This is a genomic window from Rhodopirellula sp. UBA1907 (assembly GCF_002337565.1).
GTDB lineage: Bacteria > Planctomycetota > Planctomycetia > Pirellulales > Pirellulaceae > Rhodopirellula > Rhodopirellula europaea.
This window is the reverse complement of sequence record NZ_DDGH01000102.1, coordinates 34,401-49,127: the sequence shown is the minus strand read 5'-3', so window position 1 is coordinate 49,127 and position 14,727 is coordinate 34,401. Positions and strand designations below refer to the sequence as shown.

Below are 14,727 nucleotides of genomic sequence, written 5' to 3'. Positions count from 1 at the left end.
GTGCAATGCGGTCGGTGGGTCGTACCGGCAATAACACCTGACTCTCTTTTCTACTTGTCCACTCAGAAGTCAAAGTTAAAAGTTTTAATGATCACTCGCCATAAACGTGAACCAAGCGACATGGGGTCCACATGAACCTTGGCTGCACCGCGGTATCCAGGTCGCAATGGCATCTCGATTCCATCAATCGGCACGCGAGCTTGATACGAAACACTACGAGGTTTGATTTGTCCGGTTTTGGGATCGATTTCGGTTTGCAAGCTGCCGCCTGTCTGGCTCGACATCGAAGCCGACGCGGCCTCCAGTGGCTTCTTGGAGATCTCTTCGATTGAACCGTGGAACGTTTCCAATCGTCGCGAATCGAGCTTCAGATCCACCTCTTGCGATTCGCGAACCAGCTGCCGGTCACCTTGATCGATGATCAACACAGCTTCGAATGCTTCGGGCGATCCAATCTCACAGATCAAATCATCCGCCGTCAGCAACGCTCCTCGGTTTCGTTCTTGAAGCGGTGTCCCACTCCAACTTGGTAGACGCCCATCACCAGGATCTTGTTCCTTCTTTTCTGGTGGAGGAAGCACAAAACCATCCCGTTTGGCTCGCACGGTCAAACGGTCCAGTTCTTCTTGAGTCTTGGCAAGCAACGCTTCGATCGAGTCCAGCATTTCTTCCTGAGTTTCGATCTGAATCTTTGCGGATGCATCGTCCAATCGACGCGACTTCAAGTTCGCGAGTTGCACCTGGGCAAGCTTGCGTTCACCGTGAAGGTCAGCCAAACGAATTTCGAGTTCTGGGTTCTTCAGCAATGCAATCGTGTCGCCAGTGCTGACGAGAGTCCCAACCGGCACGGTTTCTTCCACACGTCCAACGACGCCGGCGTAAACCATTCCAGCACGACTGGGACGGATTTCGAATGCCGCATCAATGTGGTGAGGCAAAGGGATGTAGCACACCGCGGCGATGACCACGCCCAACACGGCGAGCGATGTTAACAACGGTCCGCGTTTCACTTTTGACAATCTCCCAGGAGTGCGGATGAATTTCCACGTTTGAATGACGGGTTGAGCGACCAAGCCCGAGAAGCCAATCACGGCCAAAATCCGGCCAAGTGCTTGCAAGCCATAAGGCTCGAGAACCTGCATCACGAACCATACGATCGAAAAGACCACCACCCAGCGATAAATCACACTGGCGACGGTGAACATTCCAAACATGAATTGGTTGCGTGTGGGCAGGAATGGATCGTCCTGCAATTCCAAACCCAAGCAAGTGGTTTGGAACCAACGCTTGAGAACTTCCGTGCTCTTTTGGCGGAGGTTAGGGATCTCCAGATAATCCATCATGATGTAGTAGCCGTCGAACCGGAGCAACGGATTCCCGTTGACCAAGATCGTGCTGACAACGTTCAAGAACATCATGTTCAAACACAAGTCATTGATCGTCGTCCCCGGTTCACTGAAGAACCAAACGAACGCCGCAATCGACGCCAGGATCATCTCGACATAGATTCCGCCGGCACCAATCCAAATCCGCTTCCACTTGTTCGGCAACATCCACGAGTCGGACACGTTGCAGTACAAGCAAGGCGTGAACACCAACAGCATGAAGCCGATTTCGTGACACTCACCACCGAATTTCTTGCAACTCAGACCGTGACCAAATTCGTGAATGACTTTCACGATCGCCATTGTCGCGGCCAAGATGATCCAACGATCCGCAGCAAAGAACTGATGGAACGTCGGTAGCTTCGCGTAAACCGTTTGGTACTGCGTCGCCAACAGCAACGACGCCGCTAACAGCAACCCAGCGAAGAAGATCAACGCCGGGACGGTGAAAATCCATCCAAAGATCGGCAACATCCGATTGAGAATCTTCTCGGGATCGATCCCGCGAAAACGGACGGCGAAGACGTTGGACATCTTCCCCATCAACTCTTTGTTCTTTTTCTTCCGCCCGCGTTCTCGAAGCGACTTTCCCTGACCAGGCGAATTGCTAATCACCAAACCGCTGCGGTGCAACATTCCGATGAACTGCTGCAAATCACCAAACGTGATCTTTTGCGGTGCAAACCGTTGCTCAAAACCGTCTTTGATTTGCTGCAAACTGACATGCCCATCCAGCATGTTCAGGATGAAATACTCTTCGTCGTGAAAACGGAAGTACTGCAAACCCACCGGCTCTTTGACCACCCAATACCCTTGTCCTTGGTAGTGGTGGCGGCTGGCGGTCAAGTCAGGACGTCGGCGCACCGTCAGTGCACGTGACGAACTGCTTACCAGTGATTCAGCCAGAGTGGTCATGGGGCCAGGTGTCGAATGAGAAGATCAGGAAGAGAAGAGCAGCAGGTAAAATCGGGCACGGGCAAGCGTGCTAGAAATCATTGAAAGATGATTTCTGCCTCCATCCCTGGCTTGATCATCCAATTGCCGTTGCTGTCTTTTTGATTGTCCACGTCGACCCAAATGCGATAGCGTTTTTGTCCGTCGACCTCACTGCTGACAAATCCCAGCGGAGCATTTACTTCGAAGTTCTGGTCGGGATTCGCCGTGTTGAAAACGCGAACCAACACCGGTGCTCCCGCACGAACGGCACCGTTGGATGCCAACGCGTCTATGTCACCACCGACTCGAACTCGGTCGAGCTGAACCAACGTTGCGATTGGCGAACCAGGCTGCACCCATTCGCCAAGCTGGGCGATTCGCATTTCGATGTAACCATCAAACAATGCGGTGATGCGGCGACGGTCCAGTTCGAACTCGGCGATCTCTCGCTCACTACGCTTCGCGATGTACTGTGCTTCGGCAATCTTCTTTTGCATTTCCGCCAAGTCGATTCGAAGCAACGCACGAATGGCTTCGAGCACCTTCTTCTTCATCTCGTAATAAGGCGTGGCACCCTTTTCGTAGAGCTCACGGAACGATTCCGCTTCGGCTCGAGCCAACTCTTCGTTGTTCCGGGCGTCCTTCAAGTTGACTTCGTTGGCCGCGTTGAGCTGAGCTTCTTTCTCTTCGGCCTTTTTGAATTCGAGTGCCAAACGAGCGGAGGTGTCATCGACCAAGGCGAGCAGATCGTCTTTCGCGACGGTCATCCCTTCTTCGATGGGCAATTCAACCAACTTGCCTTCCACCTCGGCGGGAATGTCAACCTTGCGGATGTATCGAACTTGGCAATACTCCGCGACCAGTGGGGACTCGCCCCTCAGGCTAGCTTGTGCCGTGGCGGGCTCAGCGTTGATTGCGGAGACGCAAACGCCAGCCAATACAGCAACGATCAATCGCCAGGATTTCATCAAAGGGATCTCGTGGTGGAGGGACAAAGAGAGAAGATTCAATAGAGAAGAGAAGGTAGGAATCAGAAAGCGAACTTGTAGGCCCACTCAAAGACTTCGTGCAGCAGAACAAAGCCGCTGGCTCGTTTGCCACACTTGACGTCCGCGGTCAGCTTGGTGCCGGGACTCGGAGACAGCTCTTTCAGCGCCTCCAGATCAGGCAGGACTCGCATCTTGATGACCGAGCCATGCTCTTCGTTGGTTTCCGCTCGCAACGAGATGTTTTCGACCGGCAACTTGGCAGGCAACGGTTCGTCGGGGTTGGATGCCAAGATGTAGTCGACGTCCAATGTCTGAACTTTGTTGTCGTGGATGAACTCATCCAGGTGCCCTTCGCGTTTTTCGGGCATCTCGATTTCGAGATACATCGGTTTGGAAAGGTCGGCGATCTCCATCAACACTTGGCCGGTTTGAATCGGACGGTTGAGCAGCATCTTCTCGACTTCCCACGAAACCACGATGCCATCGATTGGCGATCGCACGATCAAGTCTTCCGCTCGCTGTTCTTTCAACTTCAGCTTCGCACGCTGTGCTTCAAGCTTGGTTTGAATCTCGACCTCCTCCAATTCAATCGCGCGCCGTTCGGTGGCCTTCAATTGCGATCGGTTTCTGGATTGAGTCCGGATGCGTTGCAATTCCGCCATCGTGGTTCGGATCTGTCCACGCAGATCTTCCAGCTCGATGCCAATGTCCGGGTTGATCATCTTCACCAGTGGATCACCGGCGGCAACGATCGAGTTGTGATCGACCAGCACCTCACGGACTTCGCCATCGATCCCCGCAAAGACTTCCCGGCGAGCTTCGGCTTTGAGTGTTCCGTCGGCCTCGAGGTCAAATTCCATCGGGATGAAGATCAATCCACAGATCAATGCCGCGATCGCACCGATCACTCCCAAAGTTTTTGGCAGTGTTCGAGCTCGCAAAACCCAAGTCGCTCGTCCGAGTGTTCGCCAGACGGGCATCAAGAACAGATTCGAGTGAGCCTGTGAGTTAGCGATTGCACGCGTACCGTGCTCGTAAACCAAATCGCATCGTTGACGGAAGATTTCAGGCGGGAGATCCGTTTCGATTTGCTCGACGATCAACGCACCGATCACTTCGCCGCGGTGAGCGTCATCGCGATCGACTTCGCCGGCCGCACCCATCTCAGCTTCCTGGCCGAGTTTGCGTTGCGGTTCGCGTAGCGGAAGCACGGCGAGATTACGGCCATAAGAAAGGTCGACGTAGTCTTCGAGAGCCTCTTCGATTTGCGGTGGCAAGTCTTCGGTGGACCCGTCGTGCCACAAAGGTTCGCCAGCCGCGACAACTCGCGTCGCCAGCACGTTCAGGGCTGCAACGATGTTCGATCGATTCTCGATTGTGTCCTGACCACTGATGGCCTCGACCTTGCACTTGCCACCTTTCTTGATGGCCACGCTGACACGGTCGCAACCGATCAGCCGTCGGCCTTCGTTGGCGACGATGGCGGCGGTTTCTTTCAGATCCAGTGATTCGTGAGCGGCACGCGCAAACGAGTCGGCTTGTTGCCACAGTGTTTGACGATCACCGAGTGTGCGGAGCTTTTGGCTGCGGAGCCATTCTGCGGCCAACTCGCACATCTGCTGCAAGAACCGCAGGTAGCCACGTTGTGTGTCGGGAGCGGTATCGGGACGCTGAAAGATCTCGATCAGACCGTCTTTTTGACCGTCGTGCTGAAGGGCACCCAAAACCAAGAGATAACGGGTTGGGTTGCCTTCGGCGTCTCCGTCGGTTGTTCCGCTATACGGAGGAACGAGCAACGACTGCCCCGAGGCGGCGGCGCGACGGATCAACCGGTTGTGGCGATCGGCGTCCTCGGTGCCTTCGGTCAAAATCGACGGCTCTGCGTTGATTTGATACTGCAACCGAAGCTGTTGATCCTCATCCAGCAACCACACCGCACCTCCGGCCGCAGCCAGGGCAGTGATGATTTTGCTCAGCAACTCCGGATAAAACTCCGAAGCGGTGGCACCGCTCTTTGTGAGAGCTGCGATTTCGTTAACCAAACCGCGGATCTGCGCTTTGGTTTCTTCGACCGTTTGTTGATTGACCGACATGGGCCTGTCTGACTGCTCGGGCGAGAAGGGGGCGGAAATGTCCAGTGGGCCGACACTACTTAAAAATCCGCTCAGATCGCCACTGGAAGTCGCTTCAAAAGCGGAGTTTGCATTCTTCGCTGGCGAACTGTGACGCTGGCATGGGAAACGCCGGTTACCCCGGTCTTTCCCCCCAACGCGACTACTCCGACAACGCTGAAAACACAGAGAAAATCGATTGCAACGATTCCCGCTGGACAACTTATACATTTTGTATAACCTCTTGTCCAGACTTGAGTCGGAAAGTTCACGGAACTCGTTTCCGCGTCCCAACGACCACTTTTCTCGAGTAATCAGTCGCCCCAACTTCTCCGACACGCACCTCCGCCTGGACGCCCACTTTGGCTGCACCTGACGATCAACCCGACACATACGATGGCGGACCCGCTGGCGGTGGTTCTCCAGAAGGCGACTTGGCCAATGAAAGGCCCACGATGCATGAGGGGAAAAGCGAGCAACCATCCGGCAGCCAACCTTCTGCACCCGAGAGTTCCGAAACGGGGCAGATGCTGACATCCCTGCAGTGGGAACTCAACCGAATCCAGCGAACGGTTCGACTGACGTTGCAATCCAAACTGCAGCGCTTGGTTGGCCAATCGCTCTCGACACTCAACGAAAACCGAGAACTTGCCAATTCAATCCAAAAGATGTTGGACACACATAGCCTTCGGATTCGATGCCCTCAGTGCGGACATGCGTCAATCTTGCGTGTCTCGCCGCGAAAGGGGATGCCAGGCGGAGCTTTTGTGCTCGACCACACCATTGAAGGCAAGCGTACGTTTCATGGTGGATCGTCTTCCGTCCCGCCGATTCAACTGACGGCAAAGCCCGAGCGAAAAGCGAAGGCGACCGCCAAGACTCGGCCCCAACCCGCCGACGCGGGGGAACTTCAGTCCAAGGTTGGCTAGCTCGGCTATCCCATTTCGCCCAAAAAGCCTACAAACGTTTCCCAAATAGCCCTTGCCGAATTTGGGTTCAGTCGATTAGGTTCTGCGATTCAAATTTTCGGTGCCCTTTTGTCAGAAGTTGTGAGCAGTGGCTGTTCAACGAACCTACATGGCCAAACCCGGCCAAATCGAAAAGCAATGGCATGTTGTGGATGCCAGCGACGAAGTCCTCGGTCGACTCGCCAGCGATATCGCTGTCGTGCTGATGGGAAAACATCGTCCTGAGTACACACCTCACGTTGATTGCGGTGATTTCGTGATCGTCACCAACGCCGACAAGATCGGCATGACGGGCAACAAGATGCGTGATCGTCACTACACTTGGTACACCGGCTACCCAGGCCTGCGTCTGGAAAGCTACCAAGATCGTCACGATCGCAAGCCGGAATACTTGCTGTATCACGCCGTTCGTCGGATGCTGCCAAAGAACAAACTCGCTCGCCAAATGCTGAGCAAGTTGAAAATCTACGCTGGCCCTGAGCACCCACACACCGCTCAGCAACCCGTTGAATTGGTTCGCACCAGCAAAAAAGCTAGCGCTTAGTTCCCACACGCCCTCACCGACCGCATCACGCGGGTCTGATCCATGATTGCAGTTAAAAAAGACAAGATCAACGGCGACGCACTGGGAACAGGACGTCGCAAAAGCAGTGTTGCCCGAGTACGCGTTCGTCCAGGCAGCGGAAAAATCACTATCAATGGTAAGTCGATCGAAGATTACTTCGTCAACGACCAACATCGCTACGCGATCACTGAAACCCTCGAAGCCGCTGGCTTGACCGAATCGGTCGACCTGCTGATTCGTGTTTCGGGCGGCGGAATGACCGGCCAAGCCGGAGCCGTTCGCATGGGCCTCGCTCGTGCTCTGTGCAGCCACGATGAGGCACTGCACGACCCGATGCGTGAAGGCAGCTTCCTGACGCGTGATTCACGCATGAAGGAACGTAAGAAACCAGGCCTTCGTGGTGCTCGCCGTGGCGTTCAGTTTAGCAAACGCTAAGAAGGTTCAATTTTGGGTAAGAAAGAAGAAGCTTTTGAAGTCGAGGGCACCGTTACACAAGCCCTCGCCAACACTCGCTTTCGTGTGCAATTGGAAACCGGCAACGAGGTCATGGCCCACGTTGCTGGCCGAATGCGAAAGCACTTCATCCGGATCGTTCCAGGCGACAAAGTTCGCGTGGAGCTTTCGCCATACGATTTGACCAAAGGTCGTATCGTTTACCGCGAACGCTAACATCCGCTTGCGTTGGCTGACGGTTTCAATCGCCGATTTGCTTGCCATTTCCAGACGTCTTTCCTTTAGAAACAGCGACCGATACAGTGGCCAAGCCCCACCGGAAAACGAAGAAAGCCAATCACGGCAAACGCCCCGCAAATGCGAAGGCACGCAAAGCTAAGCGGAAAAAAATCAAGACCTGATCGTGGCACGCAGCGAATTCATCCTTGATCCGGCTCTGCTGGACGTTGACAAGCCAATCGCCGATATCGAGGCGATTCGCGAGTACAACCCGCAGCGGCACGAAATGGAACAACTGACCGCGATCCTCTATGAGGATCTCGATCAGCACGCGTGCGCCGCTTACAAAGCGATCACCGAAAACGAGTTCTGGGTTCGCGGTCACATGCCCGGCATGCCGCTCATGCCCGGCGTCGTGATGCTGGAAGCGGTCGCTCAACTATCCAGCTATTACACCCAAAAGCACGACCTGCTTGGTGCCGCAATGGTCGGCTTCGGCGGGGTCGATGAAGTTCGCTTCCGCGGGGTCGTCACTCCCGGCGATAATCTCATCGTGCTGGTGAAGCTCGAAAAAGCCCGCCGGGGACGCATGATCGTGGCCCGATTCCAAGGCGTCGTTGGCACCGAACTGGTTCTCGAAGGTTGCCTGCGTGGGATTCCAATCCCAATCGAAGCAGTCACCCGACAACTCGGCGCATCCAAAGAAGCCGCCGATTCCTGAACCCTCGCTACGATGAGGTCGTTCAGTTTTCTGATACCGCTTTTCGGCATCTTTGTCGATGGTGCAGCTCTCCCGAAACGAAGTTTGGGTGAGAGCGATGTATCAGGTCGAGCGGCGCCGTTCAGGCGTACGTGAGGGTGAGGGCCGGGCACTGGAAACAGCGAGTAGCCCGCTCCACAAACGTCCATTCTAAATTCGGCCACACGGCTCTTTGCCAAAGAATATCGCCGCCTAGAAACTCGGCGGCGAACCGCCGAGCCTCGATTCAGTCAGAGATGACTAGCAGCTGAATCCGTCAGGAATCTGACCGTCTTTGATCACGATGCTGATTCCATCGCGAATTTGCAGGTCATCATCTTCGCCCTGGTGATCGATCTTGGCTTCGTTCAAGATTCGGACGTTCTCACCAACGCGACAATTCTTATCCAGAATCGCACCCTGGATCACGCTTCCGGCACCGACGCCAACTGGCAACTTCCCGTCGCGAGCAGCACCTCGCATCTCGATGAAGTCAGCTCCCATCACAACGCTGTCCTTGATCGTCACGTTGTCGCCGATCACGGTTCGCAGACCGATGACGCTGTTTTCGATCGTGACGTTGTCGCCGATTCGGCAACCATCGGCGATCAAGCTGCCAGTGATCTTGGCATCGCCCATGATCGTTGGCGGCAAAAAGCGTGGCCGGCTGTAGATCGGTGAATGGCGATTGCGAATGTCGAACGGCGGGTTCTTACTAGCGAGCGACAGGTTCGCTTCGTAGAACGATCGGATGGTTCCGATGTCTTCCCAGTAGCCGTCAAACAGGTGCAACTGAACCTTGTGAGTATTGATGGCTTCGGGAAAGACTTCCTTCCCAAAGTCACTGTGCAGGCTGTTCTCGAGCATGTCGACCATGAGGTCTTTGTCGAAGATGTACAGCCCCATGCTGGCCAACAGATCACGGCCTTGGCTTTCGATGCCGCGAGCGTCGATCCAGCTGGGCTCCATGCGGACCTTTGCGATCTCTTCTTCTGTTTGCGGCTTTTCAACGAACCCGGTCACACGTCCGTTATCGTCGACCTGCATGATCCCCAAAGCCGACGCGTCTTTACGAGTCACGGGAATACCAGCGATGGTCGCGGCAGCTCCGGACTCGATGTGAGTCCGCATCATGTCGCGAAAATCCATTCGGTAAAGCTGATCGCCCGAGAGAATCAGGACGTGCTTGATCCAGCTTTCACGCAAGTGAACCAGGTTCTTACGGACCGCATCGGCGGTGCCTTGGTACCAATCGGTGCCGGAATTGACGGTTTGCTGCGCGGCCAACAATTCGACAAAGCCACCGCTGAAGTGATCAAACGTGTACGTCTGCCGAAGGTGACGGTGAAGACTTTCTGACAAAAATTGTGTCAACACATAGGCGCGATTCAGTCCGCTGTTGATGCAGTTACTGATCGGAATGTCGATCAATCGATATTTCGCAGCCAAGGGCACAGCGGGTTTGGCGCGGATCTTTGTGAGCGGGAACAACCGTGTTCCGCGGCCACCGCCAAGAATCAACGCGATTGTATTGTTCAAGTCCATGATCACTCTCGTGGGATGACGTGCTAGTTAGTGTGAAGGATGGTGAATGTGAACGCTTGTTTCGGATCTGACTAGCTTACCAATACTTCTCAAAGCGAATGGTGCCAGGTCCGGGTGTTTCTGTGGCATCGTGGAAACCGGCAGCCCGAAGCAGAGGCAGCATGCCGGGTCGATCGGGGACCTCTCCGCCGGGCGGCACGTAACCGATCATGTCTGGGTTTCCGCACAAAAAGACGTGCGTGTTGCTGGGCGCGAGCGGATCACCAACCAACTCCGCCAGCTTGCCGGTGGTGAACATGGTTTGCAGATATTGCTTGCCAACGTAGTCGGGCCGGTTCGGTTCCAAGTTCTTGGGCTCACGAGTCGTCAACGGCAGGTAGCAATAGTTCGGAAAACGTCGCATCAGTTCGTCGTGCTCGCTCTGGTAAGCAATGTCCGACTGATAGCGGACGCTGGTTGCGATGACGACCTTTCCACGGTGCCCGCGAGACAACAATGTGGTTGCCATCGCGTTGTGCGGAGCTTCACCGGTGCCGGTCCCGAGCATCAAAACGTTTTCATCCGCCGGAATATCACCCAACAGATACCGCCCCGTGATTTTGCGTTCGACGCAAATTCGATCCCCCTCGCCTTTGCCAAACAAACGAGGTGTCAGGGCGGGAGGCTTGCTCGCGGCAGTTGCGCCCTGACGCACCAACGTGATGTAAAACTCCAAGTAGTCGATCTGGTCGACGGGCGCCAACTCACCCGCTTTGGGCGATTCGGCATCGTGAAGCATCGGACATGAAATGGAATACGCCCGCCGCACCAATTTTCGCGACTTTTTAATTGGAATGTCCTCGGGTTGAGTACCACGCAATCGCGGTTCCCAGTTCCCGAGCCCGATGGCGACGTACTGCCCGGGCTCAAACGGCATCACGGGTTCATCGCACTGGATGCGGAACCGGGCCAGATCTTCCGTCAGATCCATTCGTTTGATGATGGTCGCGTTGTAGTGCCGCTCGCGAAGCAGACGCTTCTCTTCATCGTCCGGGTAGTCCAATTCATCCATCGCGTTTTCAACTCCCAGATGCCTTTTTCACGTCGGCGACCTCGTCCGCCTGAGTTACTATAGTGGATGAGGTCGAGCGGCGTGGTTGTGTCCACCTCGCTTTGTCAGCCCAGCATTTTTTGACAAATGTCTTGGCCGCAAAGCGATGCGGATCGGCTGAGAAAGAAGGCCCTCCGCCGAGTGAATCAGCGACTGCTATCACAGCAGTAACTCTCGCTTCGCTTGTCTCGACTTCGCGATCTCACCGCCTCACCTTTCATTCGGACCTTCGATCATGCTTGATCGCCAAGTCTTCTTTCGGCAACTTCCGCATCGTCTCTCGATCCTATCAGGCACAATCGCTCTTTCGATCGTGCTGGGCACATCGTCGAACTTATCGGCGGAGAACTGGACCAGCTTGGTTGGCAACCGAACGATCCAAGCCCAGATGGTTGGACTTTGGGACGACAACGTCATCCTGCTGATGTCCAACGGAAAACGTGTCAGCGTCCCCATGAAATCGCTGATCGCAGAAAGCCGGATTCAAGCCGAAGAGATCGCGACTCGCTTGGCAGAACAACGCGAAATGTTGAGCGAGGAACTGCGACAAGTCGCGGACGCAGAAGCTGCAGCTGCCCCGGATCCGTTGCCGACTCCGCCTGCACCTGCCGCGTACCAACCGTTGGCACCGAATCTCTCCATCGACGAAGCGATCCAACAGATTCACACGCAACTTCGCGAAGGACATTTGGCAGTCGCCATTGATGCGTTGCCGCCTTCTTATCGAAGTGACATTGATGAGCTGGCTGACTTGGCTTTGCAGAAGGCCGACGCGAACAGTTTGAACGAAGGCGTTCAAGAGCTTCACCGATGGGCAGACTTGATCGTCACGCGACAGAATTGGATCAAATCGCATCCGCGGCTGGCCGCCGGTTCTCCCGACAGCGACAGCCCTTATGTGGAAGTCATTGATGAAATGATTTTGCCGGTCGCGAACATGATTCGTGTCGGCCTTGCCGAAGGTGCCGGCAACTCAGAAACCATTCGTCAAAAGGGCCTGACAAACTGGGTTCGCGAACGTAGCGAAGCGATGGCACCTTACTTTCGGCAACTCACTCAGTCATTCACATCGTCTGATCCAAGATGGGAGGTCGCCCGTTTTGACGAGAAGACCGCGACAATCAAGCGTGCCGGATCGGGCACCCAACAACCAGGACAACGGCGTCCGAGCCGTGGCGAAACAATTGACTTCGTACAAGTCGAAGGCTACTGGGTTCCTAAGTCCGTGGCAGATCAGTTCCCGAAGTGGGTTGAAGACCAACGGAAACAAATCAGCGAAACGAACGCAGCCGAAGTCTCCGGTTTGACAATCCCTCAGGCGGGCCCCGCCGCTGCGATGGCATCTGGCATGGCTGCCCAGATGAGCCAAAATTTGGCGGCGTTGGAAGCCGCTGCCGATGCCACGGCTTTCCATGAAGCTTCCGAACAGATGCTCGCACCACTTCAACCATTCCTGAGCATGGCCGGTGCAGCGATGAAGATGGGCGGTGGTCGAAATGCAAACGGGATGTCAGGCTACGGCGACTCCGGTTACGGCATGGGCGATTCTGGATACGAAGACATGGGAATGGACCCGCTCTATGACGAGACCATGATGGAAGATGGCAGCATGGACCAAAGTGGTTCGAACTACGGCATGGAATCGATGAACCAATGAGCTCAATGAATTGATGAAGATTGCGATCATTGGTGGTGGACTGTCAGGGTTGTCCACTTCCGTTCACATCCGCTTGTTGGCCCAAAAGCAAAACAAGTCCGTTCCGAACATCACTCTTTTCGAAACCTCCGATCGTCTCGGAGGCGTGATTCACACCGAGACGCTGACGGACGACCACGGCCGCACCTTTGTGATCGATCACGGTGCGGACATGTTTGCCACCGCCCCATCCGCAGCGATCGACTTGTGTGAGCAACTCGGCGTCGCGGATCAATTGCTGCGTCCCAGTCCGCTCGGTCGCGGCGCGATGATCGCGCGAGGCAACCGTCTGATTCCGATCCCGGAAGGATTCGTTTTGATGCGTCCGACCAAACTCGGGTCGATGCTGACGACGCCCCTGCTAAGCCTCTCGGGCAAACTTCGCTTGCTGCAAGAACGCTTCATCACACGACGCGCTGACAGCGTGACCGATGAGAGCGTCGGATCGTTTGTCCGTCGAAGACTAGGCAACGAGTGCCTCGACAACATCGTCGCTCCCCTGGTCGCTGGTATCTACACCGCGGATGTCGATCGCCTGAGCATGGCGGCCACGATGAAACCAATTTGGGACATGGAGACCAACGACGGTTCGCTCGCCAAAGCGACGTTGCGACGAATTCGGACGGGTGAAGACTCCACTGAGCAAGCCAGTAGTGGAGCTCGCTACGAGAAGTTTCGCGCGTTTCCAAATGGCATGAAGCAATGGATCGACACGCTTGCCGACTTCACCGGCCGCGAAAACATTCGTCTCAATACGGCGGTGCGATCAATCGTCCCACTTCCGGGCAATCGCTATCAGCTGAACGTCGAACCGGAAACCGATGGCCAAGCATCTGACGAATTTGATCAGGTCGTCGTCTCAACACCCGCACACGTCGCGGCAGCACTACTGCAACCACTCAGCGACGAAGCCGCGTCCACGCTTCGCTCCATTCCATTTGCGTCAACCGCGATTGTCGTGATGGCAGTCCGACGCGATTGCATCTCGCGGTTGCCGACGACGTTTGGGTTTGTCGTGCCGCCAAAAGAAAACCGCCGCGTCTTGGCAGGCAGTTTCGCGAGCACCAAATTTCCTCAGCGTGCACCTGATGACTATGTCATTGTGAGGGCGTTTGTGGGCGGCGTGATGCAACCTGAAATTCTCGAACGCAGCGATGATGAGATCGTTAACGTTGTTCGTACTGAACTAGGCGAACTGATCGGGCTGGACCAAACTCAGTCGCTCGAAGACATCACCGCGACGGTGAAAGTCGTGCGTTGGAACGACGCGATGCCCCAATACGAAGTTGGCCATTTGGACAAAGTCCTGCGAATCCGAGCCGCTGTTGAATCACTCGAGGGGCTGCACCTGAACACAAACGCACTGGGTGGCGTCGGCATCGCTCCAGTGATTGCGGCGTCCAAACGAACCGCGGAACGCATCCTGAAGTGACGTCAAGACTTCCGCTCGGCGGCGGATTGGCGGGGAAGTGGAAGGTCTGAGTTCCCCGCAAATTCCGGGGTGAAGCCGCTTCGAACGCTCTCGGATTGTTTCGCGAATTCCGAGGGAGGGGCAAAAAGATGGGATTGACTGGGGTATCGGGATGGTTCACGCTGCGCAGTCAGTTGAGCACCACATTTGGGTTGGTTGGTTTGTTTTGGAAGCGTTTTCCAGTGAAACGAGCCCGAATGCGAGAGGCATCTTGCCTTGTTGGTGACGGTTTGCAGGGTATCAGATTAGTGACGAACATTTATGTCGGGAACCTCTCGTTCAAGGCCACCGAAGAAGAACTCCGTGGCGCGTTCGAACAGTATGGCGAAGTGTCAGCTGTGAACATCATCATGGACCGAGAGACAGGACGTAGTCGCGGATTTGCCTTTGTCGAAATGGCGGATGCCGAAGGCGCCAAAGACGCGATCGAAAACCTGAACGGTCATGAAATCGATGGCCGTAGCGTGACAGTCAATGAAGCTCGTCCACGTGAGCCGCGTAGTGGCGGCGGTGGCGGAGGAGGAGGCTACGGCGGCGGTCGCGGCCGTGGTGGTGGAGGC

The 14,727-nt window shown here is 55.3% G+C and carries 14 protein-coding genes; 9 read left to right on the top strand and 5 right to left on the bottom strand.

The annotated features are described in order from the left end of the window. Window positions 1-62: 62 nt before the first annotated feature. From B2R17_RS25905 to B2R17_RS25895, 3 genes are all read right to left on the bottom strand, one after another. Window positions 63-2,300, bottom strand: a complete 2,238-nt coding sequence (locus tag B2R17_RS25905; RefSeq protein ID WP_315850974.1) for a hemolysin D — start codon at window positions 2,298-2,300, stop codon at window positions 63-65. 77 nt (window positions 2,301-2,377) lie between these two features. Next, a complete protein-coding gene (locus tag B2R17_RS25900; protein ID WP_286766278.1) occupies window positions 2,378-3,289 on the bottom strand; it encodes an efflux RND transporter periplasmic adaptor subunit in 912 nt (303 codons plus the stop codon). A 62-nt stretch (window positions 3,290-3,351) separates the two neighbouring features. Next, window positions 3,352-5,403: an HlyD family efflux transporter periplasmic adaptor subunit gene (locus tag B2R17_RS25895; protein WP_286766277.1), complete on the bottom strand. Its 2,052-nt coding sequence runs from the start codon at window positions 5,401-5,403 to the stop codon at window positions 3,352-3,354. 380 nt (window positions 5,404-5,783) lie between these two features. On the opposite strand from B2R17_RS25895, the gene B2R17_RS25890 reads away from it, so the two are divergent. The 6 genes from B2R17_RS25890 to B2R17_RS25870 all read left to right on the top strand — a co-directional run bounded on the left by B2R17_RS25890 (window position 5,784) and on the right by B2R17_RS25870 (window position 8,347). Continuing rightward, window positions 5,784-6,350: a hypothetical protein gene (locus B2R17_RS25890; protein WP_286766276.1), complete on the top strand. Its 567-nt coding sequence runs from the start codon at window positions 5,784-5,786 to the stop codon at window positions 6,348-6,350. A 148-nt stretch (window positions 6,351-6,498) separates the two neighbouring features. Beyond that, the gene (rplM, locus tag B2R17_RS25885; RefSeq protein ID WP_007328021.1) at window positions 6,499-6,933 is read left to right on the top strand and encodes a 50S ribosomal protein L13; all 435 of its coding nucleotides are present in this window, start codon (window positions 6,499-6,501) and stop codon (window positions 6,931-6,933) included. Window positions 6,934-6,975: 42 nt separating this feature from the next. Beyond that, complete coding sequence (gene rpsI / locus B2R17_RS25880; protein WP_007328022.1) at window positions 6,976-7,389, top strand: 30S ribosomal protein S9; 414 nt, start codon at window positions 6,976-6,978, stop codon at window positions 7,387-7,389. Window positions 7,390-7,401: 12 nt separating this feature from the next. Then, window positions 7,402-7,623: a translation initiation factor IF-1 gene (gene infA / locus B2R17_RS25875; RefSeq protein WP_007328023.1), complete on the top strand. Its 222-nt coding sequence runs from the start codon at window positions 7,402-7,404 to the stop codon at window positions 7,621-7,623. An 86-nt stretch (window positions 7,624-7,709) separates the two neighbouring features. Next, a complete protein-coding gene (locus tag B2R17_RS28470; protein WP_390173962.1) occupies window positions 7,710-7,808 on the top strand; it encodes a 50S ribosomal protein bL37 in 99 nt (32 codons plus the stop codon). A 2-nt stretch (window positions 7,809-7,810) separates the two neighbouring features. After that, complete coding sequence (locus B2R17_RS25870; protein ID WP_008662632.1) at window positions 7,811-8,347, top strand: 3-hydroxyacyl-ACP dehydratase FabZ family protein; 537 nt, start codon at window positions 7,811-7,813, stop codon at window positions 8,345-8,347. 279 nt (window positions 8,348-8,626) lie between these two features. Here the strand turns inward: B2R17_RS25870 and B2R17_RS25865 are convergent, their stop codons facing one another. Both B2R17_RS25865 and B2R17_RS25860 read right to left on the bottom strand, forming a co-directional pair. Further along, a complete protein-coding gene (locus tag B2R17_RS25865; RefSeq protein ID WP_008662633.1) occupies window positions 8,627-9,916 on the bottom strand; it encodes a glucose-1-phosphate adenylyltransferase in 1,290 nt (429 codons plus the stop codon). 70 nt (window positions 9,917-9,986) lie between these two features. Next, entirely contained in the window at window positions 9,987-10,961 is a 975-nt protein-coding gene (locus B2R17_RS25860; RefSeq protein ID WP_008662634.1) for a ferredoxin--NADP reductase, read from the bottom strand. Window positions 10,962-11,235: 274 nt separating this feature from the next. Between B2R17_RS25860 and B2R17_RS25855 the strand changes: the two genes are divergently transcribed. From B2R17_RS25855 to B2R17_RS25845, 3 genes are all read left to right on the top strand, one after another. After that, window positions 11,236-12,657: a hypothetical protein gene (locus B2R17_RS25855; protein ID WP_286766275.1), complete on the top strand. Its 1,422-nt coding sequence runs from the start codon at window positions 11,236-11,238 to the stop codon at window positions 12,655-12,657. Window positions 12,658-12,670: 13 nt separating this feature from the next. Next, window positions 12,671-14,128: a protoporphyrinogen oxidase gene (hemG, locus tag B2R17_RS25850; RefSeq protein ID WP_286766274.1), complete on the top strand. Its 1,458-nt coding sequence runs from the start codon at window positions 12,671-12,673 to the stop codon at window positions 14,126-14,128. Window positions 14,129-14,349: 221 nt separating this feature from the next. Further along, the coding region (locus B2R17_RS25845) for an RNA recognition motif domain-containing protein (protein WP_286766273.1) at window positions 14,350-14,727 on the top strand (378 nt) is incomplete at its 3' end.

Excerpts from the sequence above, each read along its gene's own strand:
- B2R17_RS25905 (WP_315850974.1), bottom strand. The coding sequence starts at position 2,300 with ATGACCACTCTGGCTGAATCACTGGTAAGCAGTTCGTCACGTGCACTG.
- B2R17_RS25900 (WP_286766278.1), bottom strand. The coding sequence starts at position 3,289 with ATGAAATCCTGGCGATTGATCGTTGCTGTATTGGCTGGCGTTTGCGTC.
- B2R17_RS25895 (WP_286766277.1), bottom strand. The coding sequence starts at position 5,403 with ATGTCGGTCAATCAACAAACGGTCGAAGAAACCAAAGCGCAGATCCGC.
- rplM (WP_007328021.1), top strand. The coding sequence starts at position 6,499 with ATGGCCAAACCCGGCCAAATCGAAAAGCAATGGCATGTTGTGGATGCC.
- rpsI (WP_007328022.1), top strand. The coding sequence starts at position 6,976 with ATGATTGCAGTTAAAAAAGACAAGATCAACGGCGACGCACTGGGAACA.
- B2R17_RS25860 (WP_008662634.1), bottom strand. The coding sequence starts at position 10,961 with ATGGATGAATTGGACTACCCGGACGATGAAGAGAAGCGTCTGCTTCGC.
- B2R17_RS25855 (WP_286766275.1), top strand. The coding sequence starts at position 11,236 with ATGCTTGATCGCCAAGTCTTCTTTCGGCAACTTCCGCATCGTCTCTCG.
- hemG (WP_286766274.1), top strand. The coding sequence starts at position 12,671 with ATGAAGATTGCGATCATTGGTGGTGGACTGTCAGGGTTGTCCACTTCC.